The organism is Actinoplanes awajinensis subsp. mycoplanecinus (assembly GCF_001509495.1).
Classification (GTDB): domain Bacteria; phylum Actinomycetota; class Actinomycetes; order Mycobacteriales; family Micromonosporaceae; genus Actinoplanes; species Actinoplanes palleronii.
This window is the reverse complement of sequence record NZ_LLZH01000001.1, coordinates 184,350-204,182: the sequence shown is the minus strand read 5'-3', so window position 1 is coordinate 204,182 and position 19,833 is coordinate 184,350. Positions and strand designations below refer to the sequence as shown.

General features: G+C 71.0%; 27 protein-coding genes and 1 riboswitch. Of the genes, 11 read left to right on the top strand and 16 right to left on the bottom strand.

Annotated elements, in window-relative coordinates:
* The first annotated feature begins 40 nt into the window (after positions 1 to 40).
* Entirely contained in the window at positions 41 to 1,294 is a 1,254-nt protein-coding gene (locus ADL15_RS00925; RefSeq protein WP_067683994.1) for a hypothetical protein, read from the top strand.
* Positions 1,295 to 1,363: 69 nt separating this feature from the next.
* On the top strand, positions 1,364 to 2,635 hold the full coding sequence (locus ADL15_RS00920) for an NB-ARC domain-containing protein (protein WP_083970795.1): 1,272 nt from the start codon (positions 1,364 to 1,366) through the stop codon (positions 2,633 to 2,635).
* A 204-nt stretch (positions 2,636 to 2,839) separates the two neighbouring features.
* On the opposite strand, the gene ADL15_RS00915 is transcribed toward ADL15_RS00920, so the two are convergent.
* A complete protein-coding gene (locus ADL15_RS00915; protein ID WP_067683988.1) occupies positions 2,840 to 3,517 on the bottom strand; it encodes an HAD family hydrolase in 678 nt (225 codons plus the stop codon).
* On the bottom strand, positions 3,514 to 3,810 hold the full coding sequence (locus tag ADL15_RS00910; RefSeq protein WP_067683986.1) for an MTH1187 family thiamine-binding protein: 297 nt from the start codon (positions 3,808 to 3,810) through the stop codon (positions 3,514 to 3,516). Before ADL15_RS00910 ends, ADL15_RS00915 begins: the two co-directional genes overlap by 4 nt.
* 124 nt (positions 3,811 to 3,934) lie before the next feature.
* On the opposite strand from ADL15_RS00910, the gene ADL15_RS00905 reads away from it, so the two are divergent.
* The 5 genes from ADL15_RS00905 (at position 3,935) to ADL15_RS00885 (ending at position 7,020) form a co-directional block, all read left to right on the top strand.
* Positions 3,935 to 4,909 (top strand): aldo/keto reductase, encoded by a 975-nt coding sequence (locus tag ADL15_RS00905; RefSeq protein WP_067683983.1) that lies wholly within the window; start codon positions 3,935 to 3,937, stop codon positions 4,907 to 4,909.
* Between the two features lie 104 nt (positions 4,910 to 5,013).
* Positions 5,014 to 5,235 (top strand): type II toxin-antitoxin system VapB family antitoxin, encoded by a 222-nt coding sequence (locus tag ADL15_RS00900; RefSeq protein ID WP_232343833.1) that lies wholly within the window; start codon positions 5,014 to 5,016, stop codon positions 5,233 to 5,235.
* Positions 5,232 to 5,609, top strand: a complete 378-nt coding sequence (locus tag ADL15_RS00895; protein ID WP_083970793.1) for a PIN domain-containing protein — start codon at positions 5,232 to 5,234, stop codon at positions 5,607 to 5,609. The genes ADL15_RS00900 and ADL15_RS00895 overlap by 4 nt, the downstream gene beginning before the upstream one ends.
* Before the next feature lie 107 nt (positions 5,610 to 5,716).
* Entirely contained in the window at positions 5,717 to 6,634 is a 918-nt protein-coding gene (locus tag ADL15_RS00890) for a 5,10-methylenetetrahydrofolate reductase (RefSeq protein WP_067683977.1), read from the top strand.
* An 11-nt stretch (positions 6,635 to 6,645) separates the two neighbouring features.
* The gene (locus ADL15_RS00885; protein WP_067683974.1) at positions 6,646 to 7,020 is read left to right on the top strand and encodes a PH domain-containing protein; all 375 of its coding nucleotides are present in this window, start codon (positions 6,646 to 6,648) and stop codon (positions 7,018 to 7,020) included.
* A 63-nt stretch (positions 7,021 to 7,083) separates the two neighbouring features.
* Here ADL15_RS00885 and ADL15_RS00880 read toward each other — a convergent pair whose 3' ends face one another.
* The 7 genes from ADL15_RS00880 to ADL15_RS00850 form a co-directional block, all read right to left on the bottom strand.
* On the bottom strand, positions 7,084 to 7,506 hold the full coding sequence (locus ADL15_RS00880; protein ID WP_067683971.1) for a PIN domain nuclease: 423 nt from the start codon (positions 7,504 to 7,506) through the stop codon (positions 7,084 to 7,086).
* Complete coding sequence (locus ADL15_RS00875) at positions 7,503 to 7,712, bottom strand: type II toxin-antitoxin system VapB family antitoxin (protein ID WP_067684218.1); 210 nt, start codon at positions 7,710 to 7,712, stop codon at positions 7,503 to 7,505. Before ADL15_RS00875 ends, ADL15_RS00880 begins: the two co-directional genes overlap by 4 nt.
* Positions 7,713 to 7,895: 183 nt before the next feature.
* Positions 7,896 to 8,417 carry a hypothetical protein gene (locus ADL15_RS00870; RefSeq protein WP_232343832.1) on the bottom strand — a complete coding sequence of 174 codons (522 nt, stop codon included), beginning with the start codon at positions 8,415 to 8,417 and terminating at the stop codon, positions 7,896 to 7,898.
* Positions 8,414 to 10,126 carry a CehA/McbA family metallohydrolase domain-containing protein gene (locus ADL15_RS00865; RefSeq protein ID WP_067683968.1) on the bottom strand — a complete coding sequence of 571 codons (1,713 nt, stop codon included), beginning with the start codon at positions 10,124 to 10,126 and terminating at the stop codon, positions 8,414 to 8,416. The genes ADL15_RS00870 and ADL15_RS00865 overlap by 4 nt, the downstream gene beginning before the upstream one ends.
* Before the next feature lie 67 nt (positions 10,127 to 10,193).
* Positions 10,194 to 10,997: an energy-coupling factor transporter transmembrane component T family protein gene (locus ADL15_RS00860; RefSeq protein WP_067683960.1), complete on the bottom strand. Its 804-nt coding sequence runs from the start codon at positions 10,995 to 10,997 to the stop codon at positions 10,194 to 10,196.
* Entirely contained in the window at positions 10,994 to 12,424 is a 1,431-nt protein-coding gene (locus ADL15_RS00855) for an ABC transporter ATP-binding protein (RefSeq protein WP_067683958.1), read from the bottom strand. Before ADL15_RS00855 ends, ADL15_RS00860 begins: the two co-directional genes overlap by 4 nt.
* A 3-nt stretch (positions 12,425 to 12,427) precedes the next feature.
* The gene (locus ADL15_RS00850) at positions 12,428 to 13,024 is read right to left on the bottom strand and encodes an ECF transporter S component (RefSeq protein ID WP_067683956.1); all 597 of its coding nucleotides are present in this window, start codon (positions 13,022 to 13,024) and stop codon (positions 12,428 to 12,430) included.
* Positions 13,025 to 13,093: 69 nt separating this feature from the next.
* A riboswitch (TPP riboswitch) is annotated at positions 13,094 to 13,197 on the bottom strand.
* 91 nt (positions 13,198 to 13,288) lie between these two features.
* Here ADL15_RS00850 and ADL15_RS00845 point away from each other — a divergent pair.
* Complete coding sequence (locus ADL15_RS00845; protein WP_067683950.1) at positions 13,289 to 14,104, top strand: alpha/beta fold hydrolase; 816 nt, start codon at positions 13,289 to 13,291, stop codon at positions 14,102 to 14,104.
* Positions 14,105 to 14,135: 31 nt separating this feature from the next.
* A complete protein-coding gene (locus ADL15_RS00840; protein ID WP_067683948.1) occupies positions 14,136 to 14,687 on the top strand; it encodes a DUF6328 family protein in 552 nt (183 codons plus the stop codon).
* Here the strand turns inward: ADL15_RS00840 and ADL15_RS00835 are convergent.
* From ADL15_RS00835 to ADL15_RS00805, 7 genes are read right to left on the bottom strand one after another with little or no spacing between them, the layout of a single operon-like run.
* Positions 14,653 to 15,261: a hypothetical protein gene (locus tag ADL15_RS00835; protein ID WP_067683946.1), complete on the bottom strand. Its 609-nt coding sequence runs from the start codon at positions 15,259 to 15,261 to the stop codon at positions 14,653 to 14,655. The genes ADL15_RS00840 and ADL15_RS00835 overlap by 35 nt on opposite strands.
* Positions 15,262 to 15,278: 17 nt before the next feature.
* Positions 15,279 to 15,683 (bottom strand): Fur family transcriptional regulator, encoded by a 405-nt coding sequence (locus ADL15_RS00830; RefSeq protein WP_067683944.1) that lies wholly within the window; start codon positions 15,681 to 15,683, stop codon positions 15,279 to 15,281.
* Positions 15,680 to 15,979 (bottom strand): ArsR/SmtB family transcription factor, encoded by a 300-nt coding sequence (locus tag ADL15_RS00825; protein WP_067684212.1) that lies wholly within the window; start codon positions 15,977 to 15,979, stop codon positions 15,680 to 15,682. The genes ADL15_RS00830 and ADL15_RS00825 overlap by 4 nt, the downstream gene beginning before the upstream one ends.
* Before the next feature lie 30 nt (positions 15,980 to 16,009).
* Positions 16,010 to 16,876 (bottom strand): metal ABC transporter permease, encoded by an 867-nt coding sequence (locus ADL15_RS00820; RefSeq protein ID WP_067683942.1) that lies wholly within the window; start codon positions 16,874 to 16,876, stop codon positions 16,010 to 16,012.
* Positions 16,876 to 17,658, bottom strand: a complete 783-nt coding sequence (locus ADL15_RS00815; protein ID WP_067683941.1) for a metal ABC transporter ATP-binding protein — start codon at positions 17,656 to 17,658, stop codon at positions 16,876 to 16,878. The genes ADL15_RS00820 and ADL15_RS00815 overlap by 1 nt, the downstream gene beginning before the upstream one ends.
* Positions 17,655 to 18,557: a metal ABC transporter substrate-binding protein gene (locus ADL15_RS00810; RefSeq protein WP_157441078.1), complete on the bottom strand. Its 903-nt coding sequence runs from the start codon at positions 18,555 to 18,557 to the stop codon at positions 17,655 to 17,657. Before ADL15_RS00810 ends, ADL15_RS00815 begins: the two co-directional genes overlap by 4 nt.
* Positions 18,558 to 18,605: 48 nt before the next feature.
* On the bottom strand, positions 18,606 to 18,860 hold the full coding sequence (locus ADL15_RS00805; RefSeq protein ID WP_067683940.1) for a DUF6703 family protein: 255 nt from the start codon (positions 18,858 to 18,860) through the stop codon (positions 18,606 to 18,608).
* A 35-nt stretch (positions 18,861 to 18,895) separates the two neighbouring features.
* Here ADL15_RS00805 and ADL15_RS00800 point away from each other — a divergent pair, with 35 nt between their 5' ends.
* Together ADL15_RS00800 and ADL15_RS00795 are read left to right on the top strand one after the other, a co-directional pair.
* Positions 18,896 to 19,237 (top strand): antibiotic biosynthesis monooxygenase family protein, encoded by a 342-nt coding sequence (locus tag ADL15_RS00800; protein WP_067683939.1) that lies wholly within the window; start codon positions 18,896 to 18,898, stop codon positions 19,235 to 19,237.
* 16 nt (positions 19,238 to 19,253) lie between these two features.
* Positions 19,254 to 19,778, top strand: a complete 525-nt coding sequence (locus ADL15_RS00795; protein WP_067683937.1) for a hypothetical protein — start codon at positions 19,254 to 19,256, stop codon at positions 19,776 to 19,778.
* The last annotated feature ends 55 nt before the right edge of the window (positions 19,779 to 19,833 follow it).

Sequence of the window (19,833 nt, the reverse complement as noted above, 5' to 3'; positions counted from 1 at the left end):
AAACGGCCACTGATCGATGAAACGTGCTGTGCGTGTGGCCATGGCGACCCTGGTGGTCGTCATGGCGGGCTGCACTCATCGCACCGCGGCGGGCACACCCTCGGGTGCGCCCGCTCCCGGTGCTTCCGGCTCCGGCGCGGCGGCCCCCACGGCGCTCGTCGTGCAGCCGGACGGTGCGACGTTCCGGGTGACGTCCGTGCTGTCGGTGGCCCAGGCGGTCACCACCGGAGCGGGCCGGCGGTACCAGGAGACGTCGCGGGTGCCGGGCCTGCTCGGCAAGAGTCCGGTGAGCAAACTCGCGCTGACCTCGGCCGGCGACACGGTGATCGCCACGGCGCCGCCGGACCTCACCACCGGTGGCGAGGTGAAGATCAAGCAGAACACCGTGAGCCTCCTCGGCCCGGGCGGGCGGCGTGATCTGTCGCTGCCCCCGGTCCGCGGTGCGGCACCCCGTCAGGCGATCTACGCGGCCGCCCGCGGTGACGCGGTGGCCTGGCTGGAGACGCCCAGCACCGACCTCTACGGCGGCGACTGGAGCGTGTTCGCCGCCGCGGGCGGGACGACCCGGCTGCTCGGCACGTCGTCCGGGGTGGCGCCGGGCGGTCACGTTCCGGCACCGCCCGGTTCGGCCGCGCCGGTGCTCGGCGACGAATTCGCCTATTGGCCAACTGCGGTGCCGGCCGGGCGGAAGGACCAGTTCGGGCTGGCGATCGCCGGTCGCCGTCTGGACGGGACCGGACCGATGCGGATCGTGGTTCGGGACGCCGGTCGGCCCGCCGCCGACGGCAAGAACCTCTATTACGTACGGACGACGATGTTCGCGCCCGCATTCGCCGAGAATCGTTACGAGATCCGCCTCGTCGATGCCACCGGCGCTGACCGGGTGGCCGCCGCGGGGCGGCTGCGCAAGGGCGAGGAGGTGAGCGCGCTCGCCGCCGACGCCGGGACGGTCAGCTGGATCGTCACGTCGGCCGACGAGGAGGACGAGCAGGCCCGGATGTACGCCTGGGACGCCGCCGCCAACACCGCCGTCCAGGTGAACCTTGCCGACCGTGGTCTCAGCACCGAGATCTCGGCCTCCGGACGGGTGCTGGCCTGGGGCAACGGCAGTGGCAACGGTGACGGCGGGATGTACCTGCTGGACCTGGGCACCGAACCGGCCCTGTTCCGGCTCGGTGAGGCGCAGGGCCTGAGCTACGCGTTCGTGGCCGGCGACCACCTCGCCTGGTCGGTGATGGGCGACGACCCGCAGGACCCGGCCGGCAACGTGCTGGTCGTGGGCCGCCGGCTCTGAACCGCGGTCCCCCGGTGGCTGTGCGCCGATGGCTATAGTGCGGTTGCCAATACGGGGGCGGTAAACGGCATGATGTCATTCGGTGAGCTTTTGCGTACTCATAGACATAGACGTGGCATAACGCAAGAAGAATTAGCCGAACTGGCCGAAGTGAATGTCCGCAGCATCGTGCGACTGGAAGGCAACCTGGTCTCCGCCCCGCGCGCGGCGACCGTTCGTTTCCTTGCGGACGCGCTCCGGCTGACCGGAACGGATCGCGACCGGTTCGCCCGGGCGGCCCAGGGTGCGACACCGGCCCAGGGTGCGACACCGGTCGCTGACCCGGTGCCGGCGCAACTGCCACCCAGCGTGCACTGCTTCGTCGGCCGGCGGGACGAGCTGTCCCGTCTGGACGCACTTCCGGCCGACGGGGACGCGGTGGTGGTGGCGCTCTCCGGCACCGCGGGAGCCGGCAAGACGGCGCTGGCCGTACGGTGGGCGCACGCCGCGCGGACCGCGTTCCCGGGCGGACAGCTCTACCTCGACCTGCGGGGTTTCGACGCGGTGCACCGGGAGCTGACGCCGGCCGAGGCGCTGGAGAACCTGCTCGGCGCGCTCGGGGTGCCGCCGGCCCGGATGCCGGCCGGGTTGGAGGCGCGCGCCGCGCTCTACCGCAGCCTGCTGGCCGACCGGCGGGTGCTGGTGCTGCTGGACAACGCCCGCGACGCCGAGCAGGTCCGGCCGCTGCTGATCGGCGCGGCCGGCAGCCTGGTGCTGGTGACCAGCCGGGACCGGATGACCAGCCTGGTCGCGCTCAACGGCGCGCACCCGCTGCAACTCGGCCTGCTCTCCGCCGACGAGTCCGAGCAGGTGCTCCTCCAGCGGCTCGGCCGGCGCCGGGTGAGTGCCGAACGAGCCGCGGCACGGGAGATCGCCGAGCGCTGCGGCGGGCTGCCGCTCGCGCTGAGCATCATCACCGCCCGGGCCCAGCAGGATGACGTGCCGCTGGCCGCCCTCGCCGCCGAGCTGCGGCAGGCCGACGGGCGGCTCGACGCGCTGGACGCGGGCGACGCTGCGGGGCAGGTCCGCACGGTGCTGTCCCGCTCCTACGTCACCCTCAGCAACTCCGCCAAGCGGCTGCTGCGGCTGATCGGCCGGGCCCCGGAACCGGACCTGTCGGCCGCGGCGATGGAACGGCTGCACGGGCAGACCCGGCGGGAGACCCGGTTCGCCGTCGCCGAGCTGATCCGGGCCAACCTGCTCAGCGAGCGGATCCCCGGCCGGTACGCCGTCCACGACCTGCTGCGGAACTTCGTGAACGACTTGGACCGGGCCGGCTCGGTGGATGAGGCGAGGTGTTGATGAACCGAGCTGGCCGCCCGGCACCTGCCGGGTGTGCCGGTTCGGGTCGCCGCCGAGCTGGACGACCGGGTCCCGACCGCCGCGAACTCGGCGGCCATGCTCGCGCGCTACACCTGCCGGCCGAGCTGCGCTGGACCGGCTCGCCGCCGGAGCTGCGGCTCTAGACCGCGGTTCGCTGGATCACGGCCGGGGTCCCGGCCGCCTTCAGGTCTCGGTCAGGGCCCGGACCGCGGCCTCGAGGTTGCTGAGGTCGGGGAGGACGACGTGGGCGCCCGCGGCGGACAGTTCGGCGGCCGGGGTGGCGCCGGTGGCCACCGCGATCGCCACCGCGTTGTTGGCCAGAGCGGCGGTCACGTCGTTGACCGTGTCGCCGATCACCACCGGCAGGAAGTGCTCGGCGTACTTCGCCTGGGCCCGCTCCAGGCTGCGGCGGACCAGGGTGGCACGCACGCTGTCGTCGGTGCCGTACCCGCCGATCTCGGCGTCGAACGCGCCGGACAGGCCGAACGCCGCCACCTTCGCCGCGGCGACCTGCGGGACGTTGCCGGTGACCAGGGTCTGCACCACGTCCGGGCGGTCGCCCAGGTGCTTCAGGATCTCCGGGACGCCGGGCATCAGCGCGCCCTGCTCGGCGAACTCGTGCCGGACCGTCTCGACGATCTCGACGTACCGGGCGAAGAATCGCTCCGGCGTGCAGTCGGTCACCCCGTGCGAGGCGAAGACGCCACCGCAGATGTCCAGGTCGGTGCGCCCGCCGAAGATCGGCTCGTCCCGCCAGGCCACCCCGGTCACCTCGGTGAACGCGGTCTTCCAGGCCCGGGCCGCGACCCCGCCGCCGCGCAGCAGGGTGTAGTCGATGTCCCACATCACCAGGCGCCTCATGATTCGCCCAGCACCCGCTCGATGTGCTCGACCTTGGCGGTCAGCGCGCCGGTCACGCCGGGGCGCACGTCGGCCTTCAGCGACAGGCTGACCCGGGGCGCGACCGCGGCGACGGCGTCCATCGCCTGCTTCACGACGGCCATCACCTCGTCCCACTCGCCCTCGACGGTGGTGAACATGGCGTCGGTGCGGTTCGGCAGCCCGGAGGCCCGGACCACGCGGACCGCCTCGGCGACGGCGTCACCGACGGAGTCCCCGACCCCGATCGGCGTGACAGAGAAGGCAACCAGCATGCTGCCATCCTCCCAGGCGCCCGGACGCACTCCGGGAGATCTACAAATTAGCAGTGACGGGGACAAATCGGTATCGGGCGTGTGACCGAGGGCGGCCGGCGCGCGGCTCGCCTACGGTCGCCGGATGACTGTGAGATCTGTCGATGCGGCGGCGGCCGGGACGTGGCGACTCGGGGACCGGGTGGTCAACCGGATGGGGTTCGGGTCGATGCGCCTCACCGTCGGCGCCGACCCCGCGGTGGCGATCCGGGTGCTGCGCCGAGCCGTCGAGCTGGGTGTCGACCACATCGATACGGCGGCGTTCTATCGCTCGCCGGGCGGGATCCTCGAGGGCGAGCCGGGGCCGGAGCGGTGTGCCACGGAGCTGATCAGGGCGGCGCTCCGGCCGTACGAAAATCGGGTTTTCATCGCGACGAAAGTCGGACCGGGCCGCACGCCGGACGGGAGCTGGGGTTCGGCGGACTCGGCGGCGCGGCTGCGGCAGCAGGTGGAGGAGAACCTGCGCGGCCTCGGCGTGGAGACGTTGGACCTGGTCAACCTGCGGATCACCCGGAGTTCCGGAGCGAGTGTCGAGGAGCGTTTCGGGGCGCTGGCGGAGCTGCGGGCGGAGGGGCTGATCCGGCATCTGGGGCTCTCCAACGTCACGGTGGAGCAGTTGGATGCGGCGGAGCGGATCGCGCCGGTGGTGTGCGTGCAGAACGCGTATGCGGTCGATGTGCGGGGTGATGACGGGTTGCTGCGGGTGTGCGGGGAGCGGGGGATCGCTTTCGTGCCGTTCTTCGCGATCGCGGGGACGGCGCGGGAGGCCGGTGCGCATGTGTCGCCGACCTCGTCGGCCTCGTCCGGTTCAGGCGGCTCGGGCGGTTCGAGTGGTTCGGGCGGCTCGGGCGGCCCTGTGGACGAGGCGGTGCGGAGGGTCGCGGCGCGGCACGGTGCGGGGGTGCATCAGGTGCGGCTGGCGTGGACGCTGCGGCAGGGCCCGCACGTGCTCGCGATCCCGGGCACCGGCGACGTCGCGCACCTGGAGCAGAACGTGGCAGCGGCCACCCTGCACCTGACCGCCGCAGACCTGGCCGACATCAACCGATCACCGGCCTGAGACGGGTTGAGCCGATCAATACATGCGACTAGTCTAGTCGTAGAGCAACCTCGGGACGAGTGGGATGCCTATCCTGAAAGGAGGTGCGGCTTATGGGGGTGTCCGTGGAAGCGAAGACCGAGATCGTGCGGATCGACATCAATGACGAGACCCTGATCGAGGCCGCGAAGATCCTCGGCACGAAGTCGGCGGCCGAGACGGTTCTTGCCGCTCTGCGTGAGGTCGTCGACATGCAGCGGAGGGTCGAAGCCTTCGACAATCTTGCGAAGATGGCGGCTGAAGGTGATTTCGACGTATTGCTCGACAAACGAAACTATCGCCCGTGAACACGCAATACCTGGTCGACACCAGTGCTTTCACCCGCCTGTCCCAGATGCCTGACCTGTTTGAGAAATGGTGGACGCCGGCCCGGCGCGGTGTGCTTGCGGTGTGTTCGCTCACCGAGCTGGAGATCTTCTACAGCGCGCTGTCGGTGGCTCATCGGTGCAAACTCCAGTCAGAACTGAAAGACATCTACAACTGGGTTGTCCTCCCGGATCGGGCGCACGCGCGCCCGGCCGGGCCCATCGACCTGCTGGTTGCGGCGACTGCTGAAGAGCACGGGATGACGCTTCTGCACTACGACGGGGATTTCGAACAGGTGGCTGAGGTGACCGGGCAACCGACGCTGTGGCTGGCCGAGCCTGGCTCGATCCCGTGACGGGATTCGGGTGGCTCGTCGCGTACCCAAAAGGGGGTGGTGTTCGACTGGCGGGAATGGGGGTCTGTTGTGCAGGTCACTGGGTGGGGGATTTCTAGGGTGGGGGGATGACTCGTCCCCGACTGCCGCACCTGCTGGCCGAAGCGCGCAGTGGTGTGCTGCTGTTCAGCGTCACGCCGCCGAAGCGGAGCACCGCCGACGAGCGGATCAGGGAGATCGCCGAGGTCACCCTGGACCGGCTCAACGGGCTCGACCTCGACGGGCTGATCCTCTACGACATCGACGACGAGTCGGACCGGAACCCGGACACCCGGCCGTTCCCGTTCCTGGCCACCCTCGACCCGGCGCGGTATTACGAGACGCACCTGAGCTCCTGGACCCAGCCGGTGATCATTTACCGCTGTGTCGGCAAATACGCCGAGGACGAGCTGCGGGACTGGATGCGGGACGCGGACACCGAGCAGGTGCTCGGCGTTTTCGTCGGCGCGTCGTCCGGTGGCAAGGAGGTCCGCACCGGTCTGCGCCGTGCCCAGGAGTTGCGCGCCGAGACCCGTCCCGAACTGCCGCTGGGCGCCGTGGTGATCGGCGAACGGCGTGACGAGCACCTGCGGATGCTGGCCAAGCAGGAGCGCGGGGCGAGCTTCTTCGTCTCGCAGGTGATCTACCACGTCAACGAGACCAAGAACCTGATCTCCGACTACTACTACGAGTGCCGCGCCCGCGATGTGCAACCTCGGACAATGATCTTCACGCTGTCGCTGTGCGGGTCACTCAAGACACTGGAGTTCCTGGGCTGGCTCGGTGTCGAGGTGCCGCGCTGGCTGGAGAATTCGCTGCGGCACGCCGGGGATCCGCTCGACGAGTCGTACAAGCACTGCCTCGACATCGCCCGTGACCTGCGGGATTTCTGCGAGCACCTGGGTGTCCCGTACGGGTTCAACATCGAGAGCGTGTCGATCCGCAAGGCCGAGATCGAGGCCACCACCAGGCTCGCGGCCGATGTCGCGGCGCTGCTCGGCCGGTAGGGTCACTCGCTGTGATCGATTTTACTAACGGCTCCGTCTTCAAACTCACCGCGTGCGACCCGGGCGAGCTGGTCCCGCAGGTCGCGCCGTTCCTCATTCAGGGCGAGCAGGTGATCTTCGGGTTCCGCTCGGTCCGCGACTTCGTGGTCTTCACCAACAAGCGCCTGATGGCGGTCAACGTGCAGGGCCTCACCGGCTCGAAGACCGACTTCACCACGCTGCCGTACAACAAGATCCAGGCGTTCTCGGTGGAGACCGCCGGCAGCTTCGACCGGGACACCGAGCTGGACCTCTGGTTCAGCGGCCTGGGCCAGATCCGCCTGGAGTTCAAGCGCAACGTCGACATCCGCCAGCTCAGCCAGATGATCGCCAACTACGTCCTCTGAGCCACTGATCATTCGCGGTCAGGCCGCGCCGATCCGCCAGAAGATCAGGCGCGGCCCCCACCGTCAGTTGACCGAACCCGCCTCGGCCACCCACCGGACCTCCTGGCCGGTCACCTCGGCCACCTGCCGGAAGTCGGCGTCGTAGTGCAGCAGAGCCAGCCGGTGCTCCTCGGCGGTGGCGGCGACCAGCAGATCAACCGGCCCGGCGGACCGGTGTGCGCCCCGATCGGTGAGCGCTTCCTGCACCTCGGCGGCCCGCTCATACGCCCGGTCGGGCATGAGCACCCAGCTGTAGAGACTGACAAGCATCGACTGGAGCTGCTGCCGATGGGTTTTCGAGCGGGCGCTGTACAGAATCTCCAACTCGGTCAGCGGGCACACCGCCACGACTCCCGAGGTCAAACGCTGCAGCCAGGCGTCGAACACCGTCCGGTCGCGGAGCAACCGCATGAATGCGCTGGTGTCGACCAGGTATTGAGCGGTCATCGGCGGTAGTTGCGCTTGTCGAGCAGGATGTCGAAGTCGCCCCTCGCCGCCATGTCGGAGAGGCGGTGCAACGCCGCGAGTCTTCGCCGGACCGCAGCCACCTCGCGTAGCGCCGCGTTGACGGTCTCCTCCGGAGTGGTGGTGCCCAGGAGCTCCGTCGCCTCGGCCAGCGCCTCATCATCGAGCCTGATGTGACTTTCCGTCATCGCAGCTCCCATGGTCCTCACAACCTCCTCAAGAATAGGCGTCCCGCCGCTCACCGGGGGTGACGTATGCCTAGGCTAAGTGGGTGCGCTGATCGACTCAACGGGCTGTGGACAACGGGCCGGCCCGACCGGGTGTGTGAAGTTTCGGCGCGGAGCGCACCGAAACTTCACACACCCGGCTTCTCAGTGGGACGCGCAGCAGGGCGTCGGGTCGCGGCGTTCGAACGGGACCAGCCGGCCGCCGGCGGCCGGGGTGGTGACCAGGACCAGCTCGCCGGAACGGAACTGTGGCCGGACGAAATCGTCGGTCTCGACGATCGTCGCCGGGTCGGCCGGGCCGCTGCCGAGCACCTCGACCCGGGCGATCGAGCTGCGCTGCAGGATCTCACTCACGGTGAGCGCGCCGATCAGCCGGGAGCTGCCCGGGAACCGGACGGCCCGCCCGGCCGGGCCGGCGGCCGCGAGGTCCGCGGCCACCCGCAGCTCCGGCTCGGTGTCGAAGGTGGCCGGGGTGAGCAGACTGATCGCGACGTGCGGGAACGGCGCCGGGACCAGGTGCGTGCAGGCCAGCACCGGTGCCGGCGCGAGTTCCTGGATCCAGTGGTCGGCCTCGGCCAGGGTGCGATGCCCCAGGCTGACCCCGACGATCCGGGCGGCGGCAGTGACGCCACCCGGAAGGTCGGAGGCACGCAGGACAGCAGTCACCGGGGGAGGACCCAGATCGGGTTGGTGTAGAACCAGAGGTCCTTCCACGGGTCGGCGTCGCCGATCACGTCCAGCTGGGGACCGTACGCGTCGACCGCCGCACCCATCAGGCCCGGCTGCGTCCGGTTCCCGTCGGTGCCCCGCACCCGGACGTAGAACGGCTTGTCCAGCCGGCCCAGGTCGAAGCTGAGCGACACCCGTCCGCCGGTCTTGGTGATCTCGAAGGACTTGACCACCCGGGTGTCCGGCGCGACGAACTTGTCCTTGTCGGTGACCGGGCCGGTGACCGAACCGACGATCACGTCGACCCGCTTCAGCGTCGGGATGAACGTCGCCCAGTTCGGCACGTCCTGCAGGTCGATGTCGAGGGTCAGCTCGGTCGAGGTGCCCCGCTTGACCTGCAGCACGCCGCCGAGCGGGGTGCCGGTGTGCGAGCGCCGGTCGCCGGTCTGCCGGACCCGGGCGTCCAGGCCCTTGATCAGGCGGCCGTGGTCGACCCAGACCCGGCCGGCGCGCAGCCCGTCCATCACCGACTTGTAGGAGAACGACGCCGAGCCGACGTTGGTCCGGCCGTAGTAGCCCGGCCAGAAGTCACCGGCCGTGGTGAGGGTCTTGCCGGTGTAGACCGGGTCCTCGTAGCGGCCGTTGACCTCGAAGTTGCTGTTCGGGCCACGGTCGGACTGGTCCTGGTAGACCACGTGCGAGTCGGAGTTGACGGTGATCCACCAGGCTTTGCCCTCGGAGAGCAGGCTGTCCCAGAGGCCGCCGACGGTCGACGTCATCCAGTCGAAGCCGCCCCAGGTGCGGTAGCTCTCCAGCGGGTAGCCGGCGTACGACGCGGCCGACGGGTTGTTGTCGTAGTAGCCACGGGCGCCGCCGCGGCCGTTCGGGGCGGGGATGCCGGAGGCCTGGTGGCCGGGCGCGCCCTCGAAGCCGATCGCCACGGTCGGGTCGGCGTCGCGCCAGTTGCGGATCTCGTGCGGCGAGTCGATGCCGCGCCGGGCCGGGTGGTTGGCCAGGAACAGCGCGCCGTCCACCTTGCGGGCCTTGACCTGCTGGCCGAGGAACTTGATGCCCTCGATCGCCAGGGCCTCGTTCTGCTCGGCGGTGTTGGTGGCCGGCAGCAGCGAGCCGTCGTAGGCGTTCTCGAACCGCTTGAGGACGTCCACCTCGTTCTTGCCGGGGTGCACGAAGACCGTGGCGTGCTCGGCGCCCGGGATGTTCCACTCCAGGCCCTGGAAGGTCAGCAGCTCGCGCAGCTCGGCGCGGGTCTTGACGATGTCCGGGTTGACCTTGTCTACGCCGATCTTGGCGTGCGTGGCGCTGCCGTGGTCGGTGATGACCAGCCAGTCCAGCCCGTACGCGTGCCCGTGCTTCGCCTGGTCCAGTACCCGGTACTGCGCGTCCGAGCTGTACTGGGTGTGGATGTGGTGGTCACCGGCGAGCCAGCGGAACCCGCCCTGGACGTTGCCGCCGCCGGGGTGGTCGTGGGTGTGCGGAAGACCGGCGGCCGCCGCGGCACCGGGCCGGGCGAAGACCGACGCGGCCGCCGCACCCGCGCCGAGCAGCCCGGCCCCGCGCAGGAAGTTCCGGCGGGACTTGTCCGAGGGGGAGATGTCGGTGTCGGGAATGCTGAGATCGAGAGCCTCGGGGACGTCGGTCCCGGTGGCTGCGTCAGTGACGTGATGATGATCGTGGCCGTGACCCATGACGTGCAATCTCGCTGCACCAGGCCAACGTCCACTGTCGATCCGATGGCCGGGTGACGAACACGCGTCAACCGATGATCGGCCGGAACAGGCCCAGGGCGATCGTCACGGTCAGGATCGTGGCGCAGGTCAGGCCCGCGCCGGCCACCAGCGCGGTGTCCGCCCGGGTGAAGTGCTGCACCCGCGCGTACGTCCGCGGTGTCCCGGCGTCGAACCCGCGCGCGTCCATCGCCACCGCCAGCCGCACCCCGCGCCGCAGCGCCCCGACCAGCAGCGCGAACCCGGTCGAGGCGAACAGCCGCAGCCGGGCGACCGGGTGGTAGCCGGCGTCCACGCCGCGGGCGCGCCGGGCCAGGGTGAGCATCCGCCACTCCTGCCCGAGCAGCGGCAGCAGCCGGAACGCGGCCAGCGCGCCGATCGCGAACCGGGCCGGCGCCTTGGCGTTCTGCACCAGCGCGTCGGCCAGGTCGGTCGGGTCGGTGGTCGCGAAGACCACGATGCCGGGCAGCGCGACCGCGAAGATGCGCAGGATCAGCCCGGCCGCCGCGGACAGCACGCCGGTGGTGACGTCCAGCGGGCCGACCGAGAAGAGCAGGTCACCGCTGCGGTCGGCGGCGAACAGCAGCATGCTGAGCAGCACCCCACCGGCCGCGACCAGCAGCGGCCAGGCCCGCCGGGCGAGCACCCGCAGGCGTACCCCGAAGAGCGGCAGCACGGCCAGCTCCACCGCCAGGGCCAGCCCCGGGGTGACCGGGTCCAGCGTCGCGACCAGCGGCAGCGTGAAGAGCAGTGCGGCGCCCAGCTTGGCCACCGGGTTGCGGCGCGCCAGCGGCGCGCTGGCGTCCGCCACCGTCTCGAAGACGAGGTTCATGGCCGCAACCGGCGAGGCAGCGGGTCCGGTGCGGCTTCGCCGAGGGCGAGGTTTCGATCCGCGAGGGTACGGGTGAAGTCCGCGTCGTGAGTCACCGCGACGATCCCGTGCCCCTCGTCGCGCAGCTCGGCGAGCAGGGCGACCAGCTCCAGCCACGTCCGGCGGTCCTGCCCGAACGTCGGTTCGTCGAGCACCAGCAGCCGCGGGGCGGTGGCCAGCGCGGTCGCCACGCTGAGCCGCCGAGCCTCCCCGCCGGAGAGCGTGTACGGGTTCGCCGCCGCCAGCCGGTCCAGCCGCAGCCGGTGCAGCAGCTCGTCCACGATCCGGCCGACCTCGCCGGGGGAGCGGCCCAGCCGGCGCGGGCCGAGAGCCAGCTCGTCGGCGACCCGCGCCGTGACGAACTGGTGCTCGGGGTTCTGGAAGACCGAGCCGATCCGCTGGGTCAGCGTCGCGGCCCGCCACTTGTGCGGGGGCCGTTTGTCGCCGAACGCGGTGACCCGGCCGGCGCTCGGCGCGAGCAGGCCGCCGAGCAGCAGCGCGAGGGTGGACTTGCCGGCGCCGTTCGGCCCGGTCACGGCGAGCACCTCACCGGCGCCGACCGCCAGGGACACCGGCGGCAGGCGACCCGCGACGGTTGCCTGCTCCGTTCGTACCAAATCGGCAGTGGCCGCAACCGTCGCCTTGCGTGGCGTGGCCCGGAAACCCGGCACCCAGACGCCCTCGTCGGCGAGCTTGTCGCCGTAGGCGGCGAAGACCAGTTCGGGCGCGCCGTCGGCGCGCACCCCGCCACCCGGCTCGATCACCACGACCCGGTCCACCAGGGGCAGCACCTCGGCGACCCGGTGCTCGACGACGATCAGCGTGGTGTCCGGTCCGGCCGCCCTGGCGATGGCCTCGCGGATCAGCGTGGCGCCGGCCGGGTCGAGGTTGGCGGTCGGTTCGTCGAGCAGCAGCAGGCCCGGGCGCAGGGCGATCACCCCGGCCAGGGCCAGGCGCTGCGCTTCGCCGCCGGAGAGCGCGGCGGTGGGGCGATTGATCGGGTACGGGAAGCCGACCCGGTCGAGCGCGTCACTGACCCGCGGCCAGATGTCACCGGCCGGCACCCCGCGGTTCTCGCAGCCGAACGCCACGTCGTCGCCGGAGCGGGCCATCACCAGCTGGGTCTGCGGATCCTGGAACAGGATGCCGGTGCGGTCCCGGGCCTTGCGCGGCTCCAGCCCGTCGATCTCGATGGTGCCCTCGGCCTCGCCGGAGTCCTCCGGCAGCAGCCCGGCGAGCGCGGCGAGCAGGGTGCTCTTGCCGGCCCCGGAGGGACCCAGCAGAAGCACCCGCTCGCCGTGCCGGATCTGCAGGTCCAGCCCGCGAACGGCCCAGGCGCGGCGACCAGCGTGCCGCCACCCGAACCCCCGGAGCTGAACCTCACCCATGAGCTAGATCAATGCCCGCTCGCGGCCCGCTTCGAACCGGTCCAGGACGCCGGTCGGCGCCAGGGCCCGGACCAGCAGCCACGCGCCGGCCCCGGCCAGCACGGTCGCGCTGACCACGGTGAACAGGGCGTACGGCACCCGGTAGTTCCACAGCGCGTAGGTGTAGGTCCAGACGTACCAGTCGAAGACCGCGGCGACCAGGCCGGCCAGGAAACCGGCGAGCATGCCGGTCGGCAGCGTGAAGACCCGGTAGCGGAACAGCGCGAACGCCAGCTCCGCGCCCAGGCCCTGCGCCGCCCCCTGGATGATCACGGTGGCGCCCCACTTGTTGCCGAGCAGCGCCGAGATGATCGCGGCGACCGTCTCGGTGAAGAACGCCGCGCCCGGCTTACGGATGATCAGCCCGCTGAGCACGGCGGGCAGGAACCACATGCCGTACAGGATCGCCTGCGCGGGCGGGAAGAACAGGAACGCGTTCTCGGTGGCGGCCCAGACGGCGTCCCAGGCCCAGAAGATCACGCCGAACGCGACGGCGATGACCGAGGCGATGACGATGTCGATCGTTCGCCATCTATTCGGATTGGTGGAGTTCGTTGTCATGCTTGCCTCCCAGCGGATGCGGGGAGGAGACGCACGCCAGGCGCGGGCAGCGGTGCCCGGGCATGACGCGGCTGGAGAAGACCGAACTTCCTGCGCTGGCATTACCCAGATCAGGTACGAGGGTCTGCGGCATGGCCGCACTCTCAGCGCTGTGCGCTCCCCTGTCGGATCGAAGCTCGTCCGCTGACGCGAACAATCCTCGTTGGATGTGCTTCGATGACGCTAACACCTGGTGTCCGTGCAGCACAGGGGAGGGAGCGTCACATGGAGGTCAAGGCCCGGGGGCTGACGTTCGAGGTGACCGAGGGTGGTCCCGAGGACGGGCAGCCGGTGCTTCTGCTGCACGGTTTCCCGCAGGACAGCCGGGAGTTCGAGCCGCTGTCACCGCGGTTGCACGCGGCCGGGCTCCGGACGTACGCGCTGGACCAGCGGGGGTACTCGCCCGGCGCGCGGCCGTCCGGGGTGTCGTCGTACCGGATCGGCGAGGCGGTGGCCGACGTGGTCGCGGTGCTGGACAGCCTCGGGCTGGAGTCGGTGCACCTGGTCGGGCACGACTGGGGCGCGCAGGTGGCCTGGCTGGTGGCCGGCCGGCACCCGGAGCGGGTGCGCACGCTGACCGCGATCTCGGTGCCGCACCCACGGGCGATGCTGCTGGCGCTGCGGGTCCGGCCGTCGCAGCAGGCCCGGTTCTGGTATTTCCAGGTGTTCCGCAGCGCGATCGCCGAGAAGCTGCTGCTCGGCGGTGGTGCCCTGGTGATGCGCCGGATGCTGGGTGCCATCGGGTTCCGCGCCGACCTGTACGTCAAGGCCATGCGCGAGCCGGGCCGGATGACCGCCGCGCTGAACTGGTACCGCGCGTTCGACAACGCGGACGTCGCCGACCTCGGCGAGATCACCGTGCCGACCACGTACGTGTGGAGCGACCAGGACGGTGTGGTCGGGCTGACCGCCGCGCTGCGCACCGCGGACTGGGTGGCCGCCGACTACCAGCTGGTGGCGATGCGTGGGGTCAGCCACTGGGTGCCCGAGCAGGCGCCGAAGGAGCTGGGCGACGCCGTGCTGGCACGCATCGGCGTTTGACCATGGCCGGAACTGGGCAACCTCGCGCGGCATGGCCGCCGAGAAACCCCGTTCCCCTCATGAGTCCGAGAAGCAGCGATGGGACCGCAACTTCGCCGACCTGTTGCAGGAGCTGCGGGTCACCCAGACCGGCGTGCAGATCCTCTTCGCCTTCCTGCTGACCCTGCCGTTCTCCAGTGGTTTCCCGAACGCCACCGCGTTCCAGAAGGACGTCTACATGGTGGCGTTGATCAGCGCGGCGTTCGCCACCGCGCTGATCATCTCGCCGGTGGCGTTCCACCGGGCGCTGTTCCGGCAGGGCCGTAAGCCCGAGCTGGTCCGCTACTCGCACCGGATGGCCACCGCCGGGCTGGCCTGCATGCTGGTGTCGATGGTCAGCAGCGTCCTGGTGATCACCGACTACGTGCTGCACGTGCGCTGGGCGATCGTGCTCACCACGATCACCGGCGCGTGGTTCCTGATCTTCTGGGTGGTCCTGCCGTTCGTGCACCGCAACTGGGGCGAGGACGACGACCAGGACGGCTTCGTGGTGGACGACGCGCCGTCCGCTACACCCTCGAACGGCGCAGACCGAGACGCTTGAGTTCCAGCTCGGCGAGCGCGTCGACAGCTGCCGCGTCGCCGGCCCGCCAGCTCTGCGCGATGTCCGGGCCCAGCTTGGCCAGTTCGCTGAGCGGCCGGGAGGCCAGCGCGCGCAGCGCCAGCAGGTCCCGGCCGGCCGGCTCGTCACGGACCGCGAGCGCCACCGAGGCGCGGCGGATCCAGCGCAGCCGCAGCGGCAGCCAGAGGAAGAGCACCAGCGCCAGCGGCACCGCGAGGGCCATCAGCGGCAGGATCAGCGCCAGCTGGTCGACCCACTCCTGCTGCTGGTGGCCGGCGTCGGCGAGCGAGCGGGCCGCGTCCGCGGCGCCGGTGAACGGCTTGGTCAGGTCGTCGCCGACAACCGGCACCCGGCCCACCTTGCTGCCGGCCTCGGCCAGGTTGTCGGCGATGCCGCTGCCGGCGCTCTCCAGCTTCTGGCCCGGAACGGCCAGTTTCAGCACCACGTCGTGGATCCAGAGCGCGACCCGGATCGACAGATAGACCCAGAGCACGACGAGCAGGTCGGTGATCAGTTGGCGGACGGCGGTCGGCACGCGGTCGGCGTAGAGCTTCACAAGCGGAAGCTAAACACTCAGCCCTTCGCGGCGCACTCCGGGCACGTCCCGAAGATCTCCAAGGTGTGTGCCACATCCACGAAGCCGTGCTCACCGGCCACCTTGTCGGCCCACGACTCCACCGCCGGGCCGAGCACCTCGACGGTCCGCCCGCAGGACCGGCACACCAGGTGGTGATGGTGTCCCTGGCTGCACCGCCGGTAGAGGTGCTCACCGCCGGGCGGGCGCATCACGTCGATCTCGCCGGCGTCGGCCAGCCCCTGCAGCGTCCGGTACACCGTGGTCAGACCGACCCGCTCGCCCCGGTCGCGCAGCATCGCGTGCAGATCCTGCGCGCTGTGGAAGCCCTCGGTCTCGGCGAGCACGGAACTCACCGCGCTGCGCTGCTTGGTGTTGCGCGGAGCGTTGTTCTCCGGGTTCACAGGCGGTTCTCCCTCGCGTGGCTCACGGCATCGGCGACGATGTGCGCGATGTGTTCGTCCACCAGGGAGTATGCGATCTCCCGGCCACGCCGCACACCTCGCACCACGCCGGCCCCGCGCAACACCCGAAGGTGTTGCGAGACCAACGGCTGGGGAGCGCCGAGCTGGGAGACCAGATCGTGCACACAGCGTTCGCCGGAACCGAGCTCCGCGACGATGGCGATGCGGATCGGCGCGGACAACGCCCGCAGCAGCGCGCCCGCGGCCTCGTACGCTTCATAACCGGTGGCCGTCATGGTGCCGACCACCGTACCGCGCACCCGGCCTCAGGCATGGATCACGACGTCCGGGGGCTCGGCCTGTGCCTGCGGGGCGGCCTTGCGGTGCGGCCGGTGCCAGAGCGCGCCGATCCCGGTGGTGAGCAGGAACGCGGCCAGGGCGATCAGCACCGTGGTGGCGCCCGGCGCGGTGTCGATCTCGCCGGAGAGCACCACGCCGGCGCCGGCCGCGCAGACCCCGATCAGCATGGCCAGCGTCATCGTCGAGCGGAACCCTCGGGTGACCTGCTGTGCGGCCGCGACCGGCACCACCATCAGGGCGGAGACCAGGAGCAGACCGACGGTGCGCATGGCGATCGTCACGGTCACCGCGGTCGTCACCGCCAGGAGCAGATTGAGCGTACGCACCGGCAGGCCGCTGACCCGTGCGTACTCCTCGTCGTTGCAGAGCGCGAACAGGGCCGGGCGGAACACCAGCATGGCGATCAGCACCGCCGCGCCCAGTCCGGCGATCACCGCGATGTCCTGCGGTGACGTGGTGATCAGCGAGCCGAAGAGGTACTGCATGAGGCTGGCGTTGCTGCTGTCGTCGGAGAGCCCGACGAGCACCACGCCGCCCGCGATGCCGCCGTAGAACAGCAGGGCCAGGGCCAGGTCGCCGGAGGTGCGCCCGCGCTCGCGGACCAGCTCGACGGCGACCGCGCCGGCCACCGACACCAGCACCGCGGTGAGCACCGGCGACTGATGGGTGAGCAGGCCGACACCGACGCCGGTCAGCGCCACGTGCCCGATCCCGTCGCCGATCAGCGAGAGCCGCCGCTGGACCAGGTAGATGCCGAGCGCCGGCGCCGCCAGCCCGATTATCAGCGCGCCGGCCAACGCGCGGAGCATGAAGGGATAAGTCAAAAGATCCATCAGTACGCCTTGGTCCCCTCGGTCGGCGCCCACTCGCAGATGCCGGCCTTCGCCTCGTCGGCGTGCGGGTGCACGTGGTCGTGACCCGGCTCGGCGTGGTGCCCGGCCGGCTCCGGCGGCACACCCTCGTGCGCGATCCGGCCGTCGTGCACCACCACGGCCCGCCCGATCAGCGGCCGCAGCGGGCCGAGCTCGTGCAGCACCAGCATGATCGTCCCGCCGTTCGCGGCGAACTCGGTCAGCGCGCCGGCGAACGCCTCCTGACTGGCCGCGTCCACCCCGGCGGTCGGCTCGTCCAGCACCAGCAGGTCCGGCTTGCCGGCCAGGGCGCGGGCGATCAGGGTGCGCTGCTGCTGGCCACCGGAGAGAGTGCCGACCGGGTCGCCGATCCGGTCCAGCAGGCCGACCGCGGCGAGGGCCTCGTTGACGGCGGCACGGTCGGCGGCGCCCGGCGGGCGGAACAGGCCGCGCCGGGCCAGCCGCCCGGACGCCACCACCTCGCCGACCGTGGCCGGCACGCCACTGCCGGCGCCGATCCGCTGCGGGACGTACCCGATCCGGGACCACTGGCGGAACCGGCGCTGTGCCGTACCGAAAAGGTCGATCTCGCCGCGGCGGACCGGGACCAGACCGAGAATCGTGCGGATCAGCGTGGATTTTCCGGAGCCGTTCGCGCCCAGCACGGCCACCACGTCGCCGGAGGCGACGCTCAGATCGACGTCCCGCAGGATCTCCCGGCCGTCATAGCCGGCCGCCAGGTGACGCACCTCGACAACGCTCATGATGGTTCACATCCCAACGCCGTGGTGAGCGCGGACAGGTTGGCCCGCATCACCGAGAAGTAGTCCGCGTCCGGGTCGGTCAGGCCCTCCAGCGGATCGAGCACCGCCGTGGACGCGCCCACCTCGCGGGCGATCGTCTCGGCGACCTTCGGGCTGACCAGCGTCTCGAAGAAGATCGTCGTGGTGCCGTGTGCCCGGGCGTCGGCGGCGACCTCGGCGAGGCGGCGCGGTGACGGCTCGGCCTCCGGGTCGACGCCGGTGATCCCGATCTGGGTCAGGTGGTAGCGCTCGGCCAGGTAGTGGAACGCGGTGTGGCTGGTGACCAGCTCCCGCCGCTCGCAGGTGGCCAGCCCGGCCGCGAACTCGCCGTCCAGCGCGATCAGCTGGGCGTGCAGGGTGGCGGCGCGGGCGGTGTAGTCGCCGGCGTGCGCCGGGTCGACCTGGGCCAGCCGCGCGGCGAGCCGGTCGCTGATCGCGGCCAGCAGGGTCGGGTCCAGCCAGACGTGCGGGTCGGCGCCGTGCTCGTGGTCGTGCTCGTCGGACTCCTCGGCGTGTTCCAGCGTCACCGCGTCCGCCGCGTCGAAACCCTTGCCGGTGGCGTTCTGCTTGATCGCGTCGTCCACCGCGGGCTGGAAGCCGTGCAGGTAGACCGCGAGCGACGCGTCCGAGATCCGGGCCACCTGGCGCGGGCTCAGCTCCACGTCGTGCGGCTCGGCGCCGGGTTTGGTGAGGTTGGTGACCCGGACCAGGTCACCGCCGACGCGCTCGCTGACGAACTGCAGGGGGTAGAACGCGGCCACCATCGGGATCCGCCCGTCGGCGCTCGCCGGCGCGCCGCAGCCGGCCAGCGCGGCCAGGACGGCCGGCACGAGCAGCGAGGTCAGCAGGCGGCGCATCATGACACCAACTGTGATCGATAATGACAATGATTGTCAAAAGCGCATGGGTCAGAGGATCTTCGCCACCACGGCCACGATCAGCAGGGTCAGCAGCACCAACCGGACCAGCCGGGTGATGGCGGTCTGCACCGGCCAGGTGGTGACGGTGAGCGCGGCCAGCCCGGCCGCGAGCGCGCCGAGCAGCAGCGCGCCCACCACCCCGGGCAGGAACAACCCGGCCAGCAGCAGGACCAGCGCCCCGAGGAACGCGGTGGTCGGATTCACCCGGGCCAGCCGGCGCAGAAAATGGTCGGACGTCGTCACAGCGGCTCCTCCTCGGCGTGCGTACCCTTCGTCACATGCTGGTGCTCAACCGATTCCTGGTCCTGCCGGACACGCACGACGGTTTCCTGGACCGCGCGCATGCCGCGCTCGCCGCCCTCGCCGCGTGCCACGGCTACCTGTCCGGCCGTCTCACCCGGGCGCTGGAGGACACCGAGACCTGGATCCTGGTGACCGAGTGGGAATCCGTCGGAGCCTACCGCCGGGCGCTCGGCAACTTCGACGTCAAGGTGCACGCCACCCCGCTGCTCGCGCTGTCGATCGACGAGCCGTCCGCGTTCGAGACCCTGGCCAGTGCCGGCCCGGGAGAGCCGGTCGAGGTCGCCGCCAGCGACCGGGCCGCCGAGCAGTGGCGCTGAACATTAGGCTGAACCGATGAGCACGCTGCCCCAGTACCAGCCTCCGGAGTACGCGCAGCCGACCGCGCCCCCTCCGCCGCCCGGTCCCGGGGTGCACCCGCCGTTCCCGGCGCCACCGGTCGAGGGCCGTGGCCGGCGGATCGGGTTCGGCCTGGGCATCGGTGCCGGCGTGCTGGTGCTGATCTGCGGCGGCGGGCTGGCCGCCGTGATCGGCCTGGGCGTCGCGATGACCGGCGCGGTCAACGAGCAGGCGCAGACCGTGGTCAGCGACTACCTGGAAGCCGTCCAGGACGCCGACTACGACAGCGCGTACGACCAGCTCTGCCAGCGGACCAAGGATCGCCAGAGCCTCGACGAGTTCCGGGACGAGATGTCGCAGCGCGACAAGTTCGACAGTTTCCACGTCGGCGACGTCGATCTGGTCAGCGGTGACGTCCCGGTCGACCTGACCTATCCGGGCGGCAAAGTCGATCAGGTGGAGGCCCAGCTCGGGCAGAACACCAGCACGGGCGCATTCGAGGTGTGCTCTCTAGGGGAGTAACCTCGCTAATCGTCCAAACCACATACCGATACCCCCGCCGACACCCAGCCGGCGT

What these genes read in the sequence shown, in the direction of transcription:
- ADL15_RS00800 (WP_067683939.1), top strand. Translation starts at nt 18,896, where the DNA reads ATGCTGGTGCTCAACCGATTCCTGGTCCTGCCGGACACGCACGACGGT.
- ADL15_RS00875 (WP_067684218.1), bottom strand. Translation starts at nt 7,712, where the DNA reads ATGACGGAAAGTCACATCAGGCTCGATGATGAGGCGCTGGCCGAGGCG.
- ADL15_RS00850 (WP_067683956.1), bottom strand. Translation starts at nt 13,024, where the DNA reads ATGACAACGAACTCCACCAATCCGAATAGATGGCGAACGATCGACATC.
- ADL15_RS00855 (WP_067683958.1), bottom strand. Translation starts at nt 12,424, where the DNA reads ATGGGTGAGGTTCAGCTCCGGGGGTTCGGGTGGCGGCACGCTGGTCGC.
- ADL15_RS00890 (WP_067683977.1), top strand. Translation starts at nt 5,717, where the DNA reads ATGACTCGTCCCCGACTGCCGCACCTGCTGGCCGAAGCGCGCAGTGGT.
- ADL15_RS00815 (WP_067683941.1), bottom strand. Translation starts at nt 17,658, where the DNA reads ATGAGCGTTGTCGAGGTGCGTCACCTGGCGGCCGGCTATGACGGCCGG.
- ADL15_RS00810 (WP_157441078.1), bottom strand. Translation starts at nt 18,557, where the DNA reads ATGATGCGCCGCCTGCTGACCTCGCTGCTCGTGCCGGCCGTCCTGGCC.
- ADL15_RS00825 (WP_067684212.1), bottom strand. Translation starts at nt 15,979, where the DNA reads ATGACGGCCACCGGTTATGAAGCGTACGAGGCCGCGGGCGCGCTGCTG.
- ADL15_RS00845 (WP_067683950.1), top strand. Translation starts at nt 13,289, where the DNA reads ATGGAGGTCAAGGCCCGGGGGCTGACGTTCGAGGTGACCGAGGGTGGT.
- ADL15_RS00915 (WP_067683988.1), bottom strand. Translation starts at nt 3,517, where the DNA reads ATGAGGCGCCTGGTGATGTGGGACATCGACTACACCCTGCTGCGCGGC.
- ADL15_RS00925 (WP_067683994.1), top strand. Translation starts at nt 41, where the DNA reads ATGGCGACCCTGGTGGTCGTCATGGCGGGCTGCACTCATCGCACCGCG.
- ADL15_RS00910 (WP_067683986.1), bottom strand. Translation starts at nt 3,810, where the DNA reads ATGCTGGTTGCCTTCTCTGTCACGCCGATCGGGGTCGGGGACTCCGTC.
- ADL15_RS00860 (WP_067683960.1), bottom strand. Translation starts at nt 10,997, where the DNA reads ATGAACCTCGTCTTCGAGACGGTGGCGGACGCCAGCGCGCCGCTGGCG.
- ADL15_RS00920 (WP_083970795.1), top strand. Translation starts at nt 1,364, where the DNA reads ATGATGTCATTCGGTGAGCTTTTGCGTACTCATAGACATAGACGTGGC.
- ADL15_RS00905 (WP_067683983.1), top strand. Translation starts at nt 3,935, where the DNA reads ATGACTGTGAGATCTGTCGATGCGGCGGCGGCCGGGACGTGGCGACTC.
- ADL15_RS00840 (WP_067683948.1), top strand. Translation starts at nt 14,136, where the DNA reads ATGGCCGCCGAGAAACCCCGTTCCCCTCATGAGTCCGAGAAGCAGCGA.
- ADL15_RS00865 (WP_067683968.1), bottom strand. Translation starts at nt 10,126, where the DNA reads ATGGGTCACGGCCACGATCATCATCACGTCACTGACGCAGCCACCGGG.
- ADL15_RS00820 (WP_067683942.1), bottom strand. Translation starts at nt 16,876, where the DNA reads ATGGATCTTTTGACTTATCCCTTCATGCTCCGCGCGTTGGCCGGCGCG.
- ADL15_RS00795 (WP_067683937.1), top strand. Translation starts at nt 19,254, where the DNA reads ATGAGCACGCTGCCCCAGTACCAGCCTCCGGAGTACGCGCAGCCGACC.
- ADL15_RS00880 (WP_067683971.1), bottom strand. Translation starts at nt 7,506, where the DNA reads ATGACCGCTCAATACCTGGTCGACACCAGCGCATTCATGCGGTTGCTC.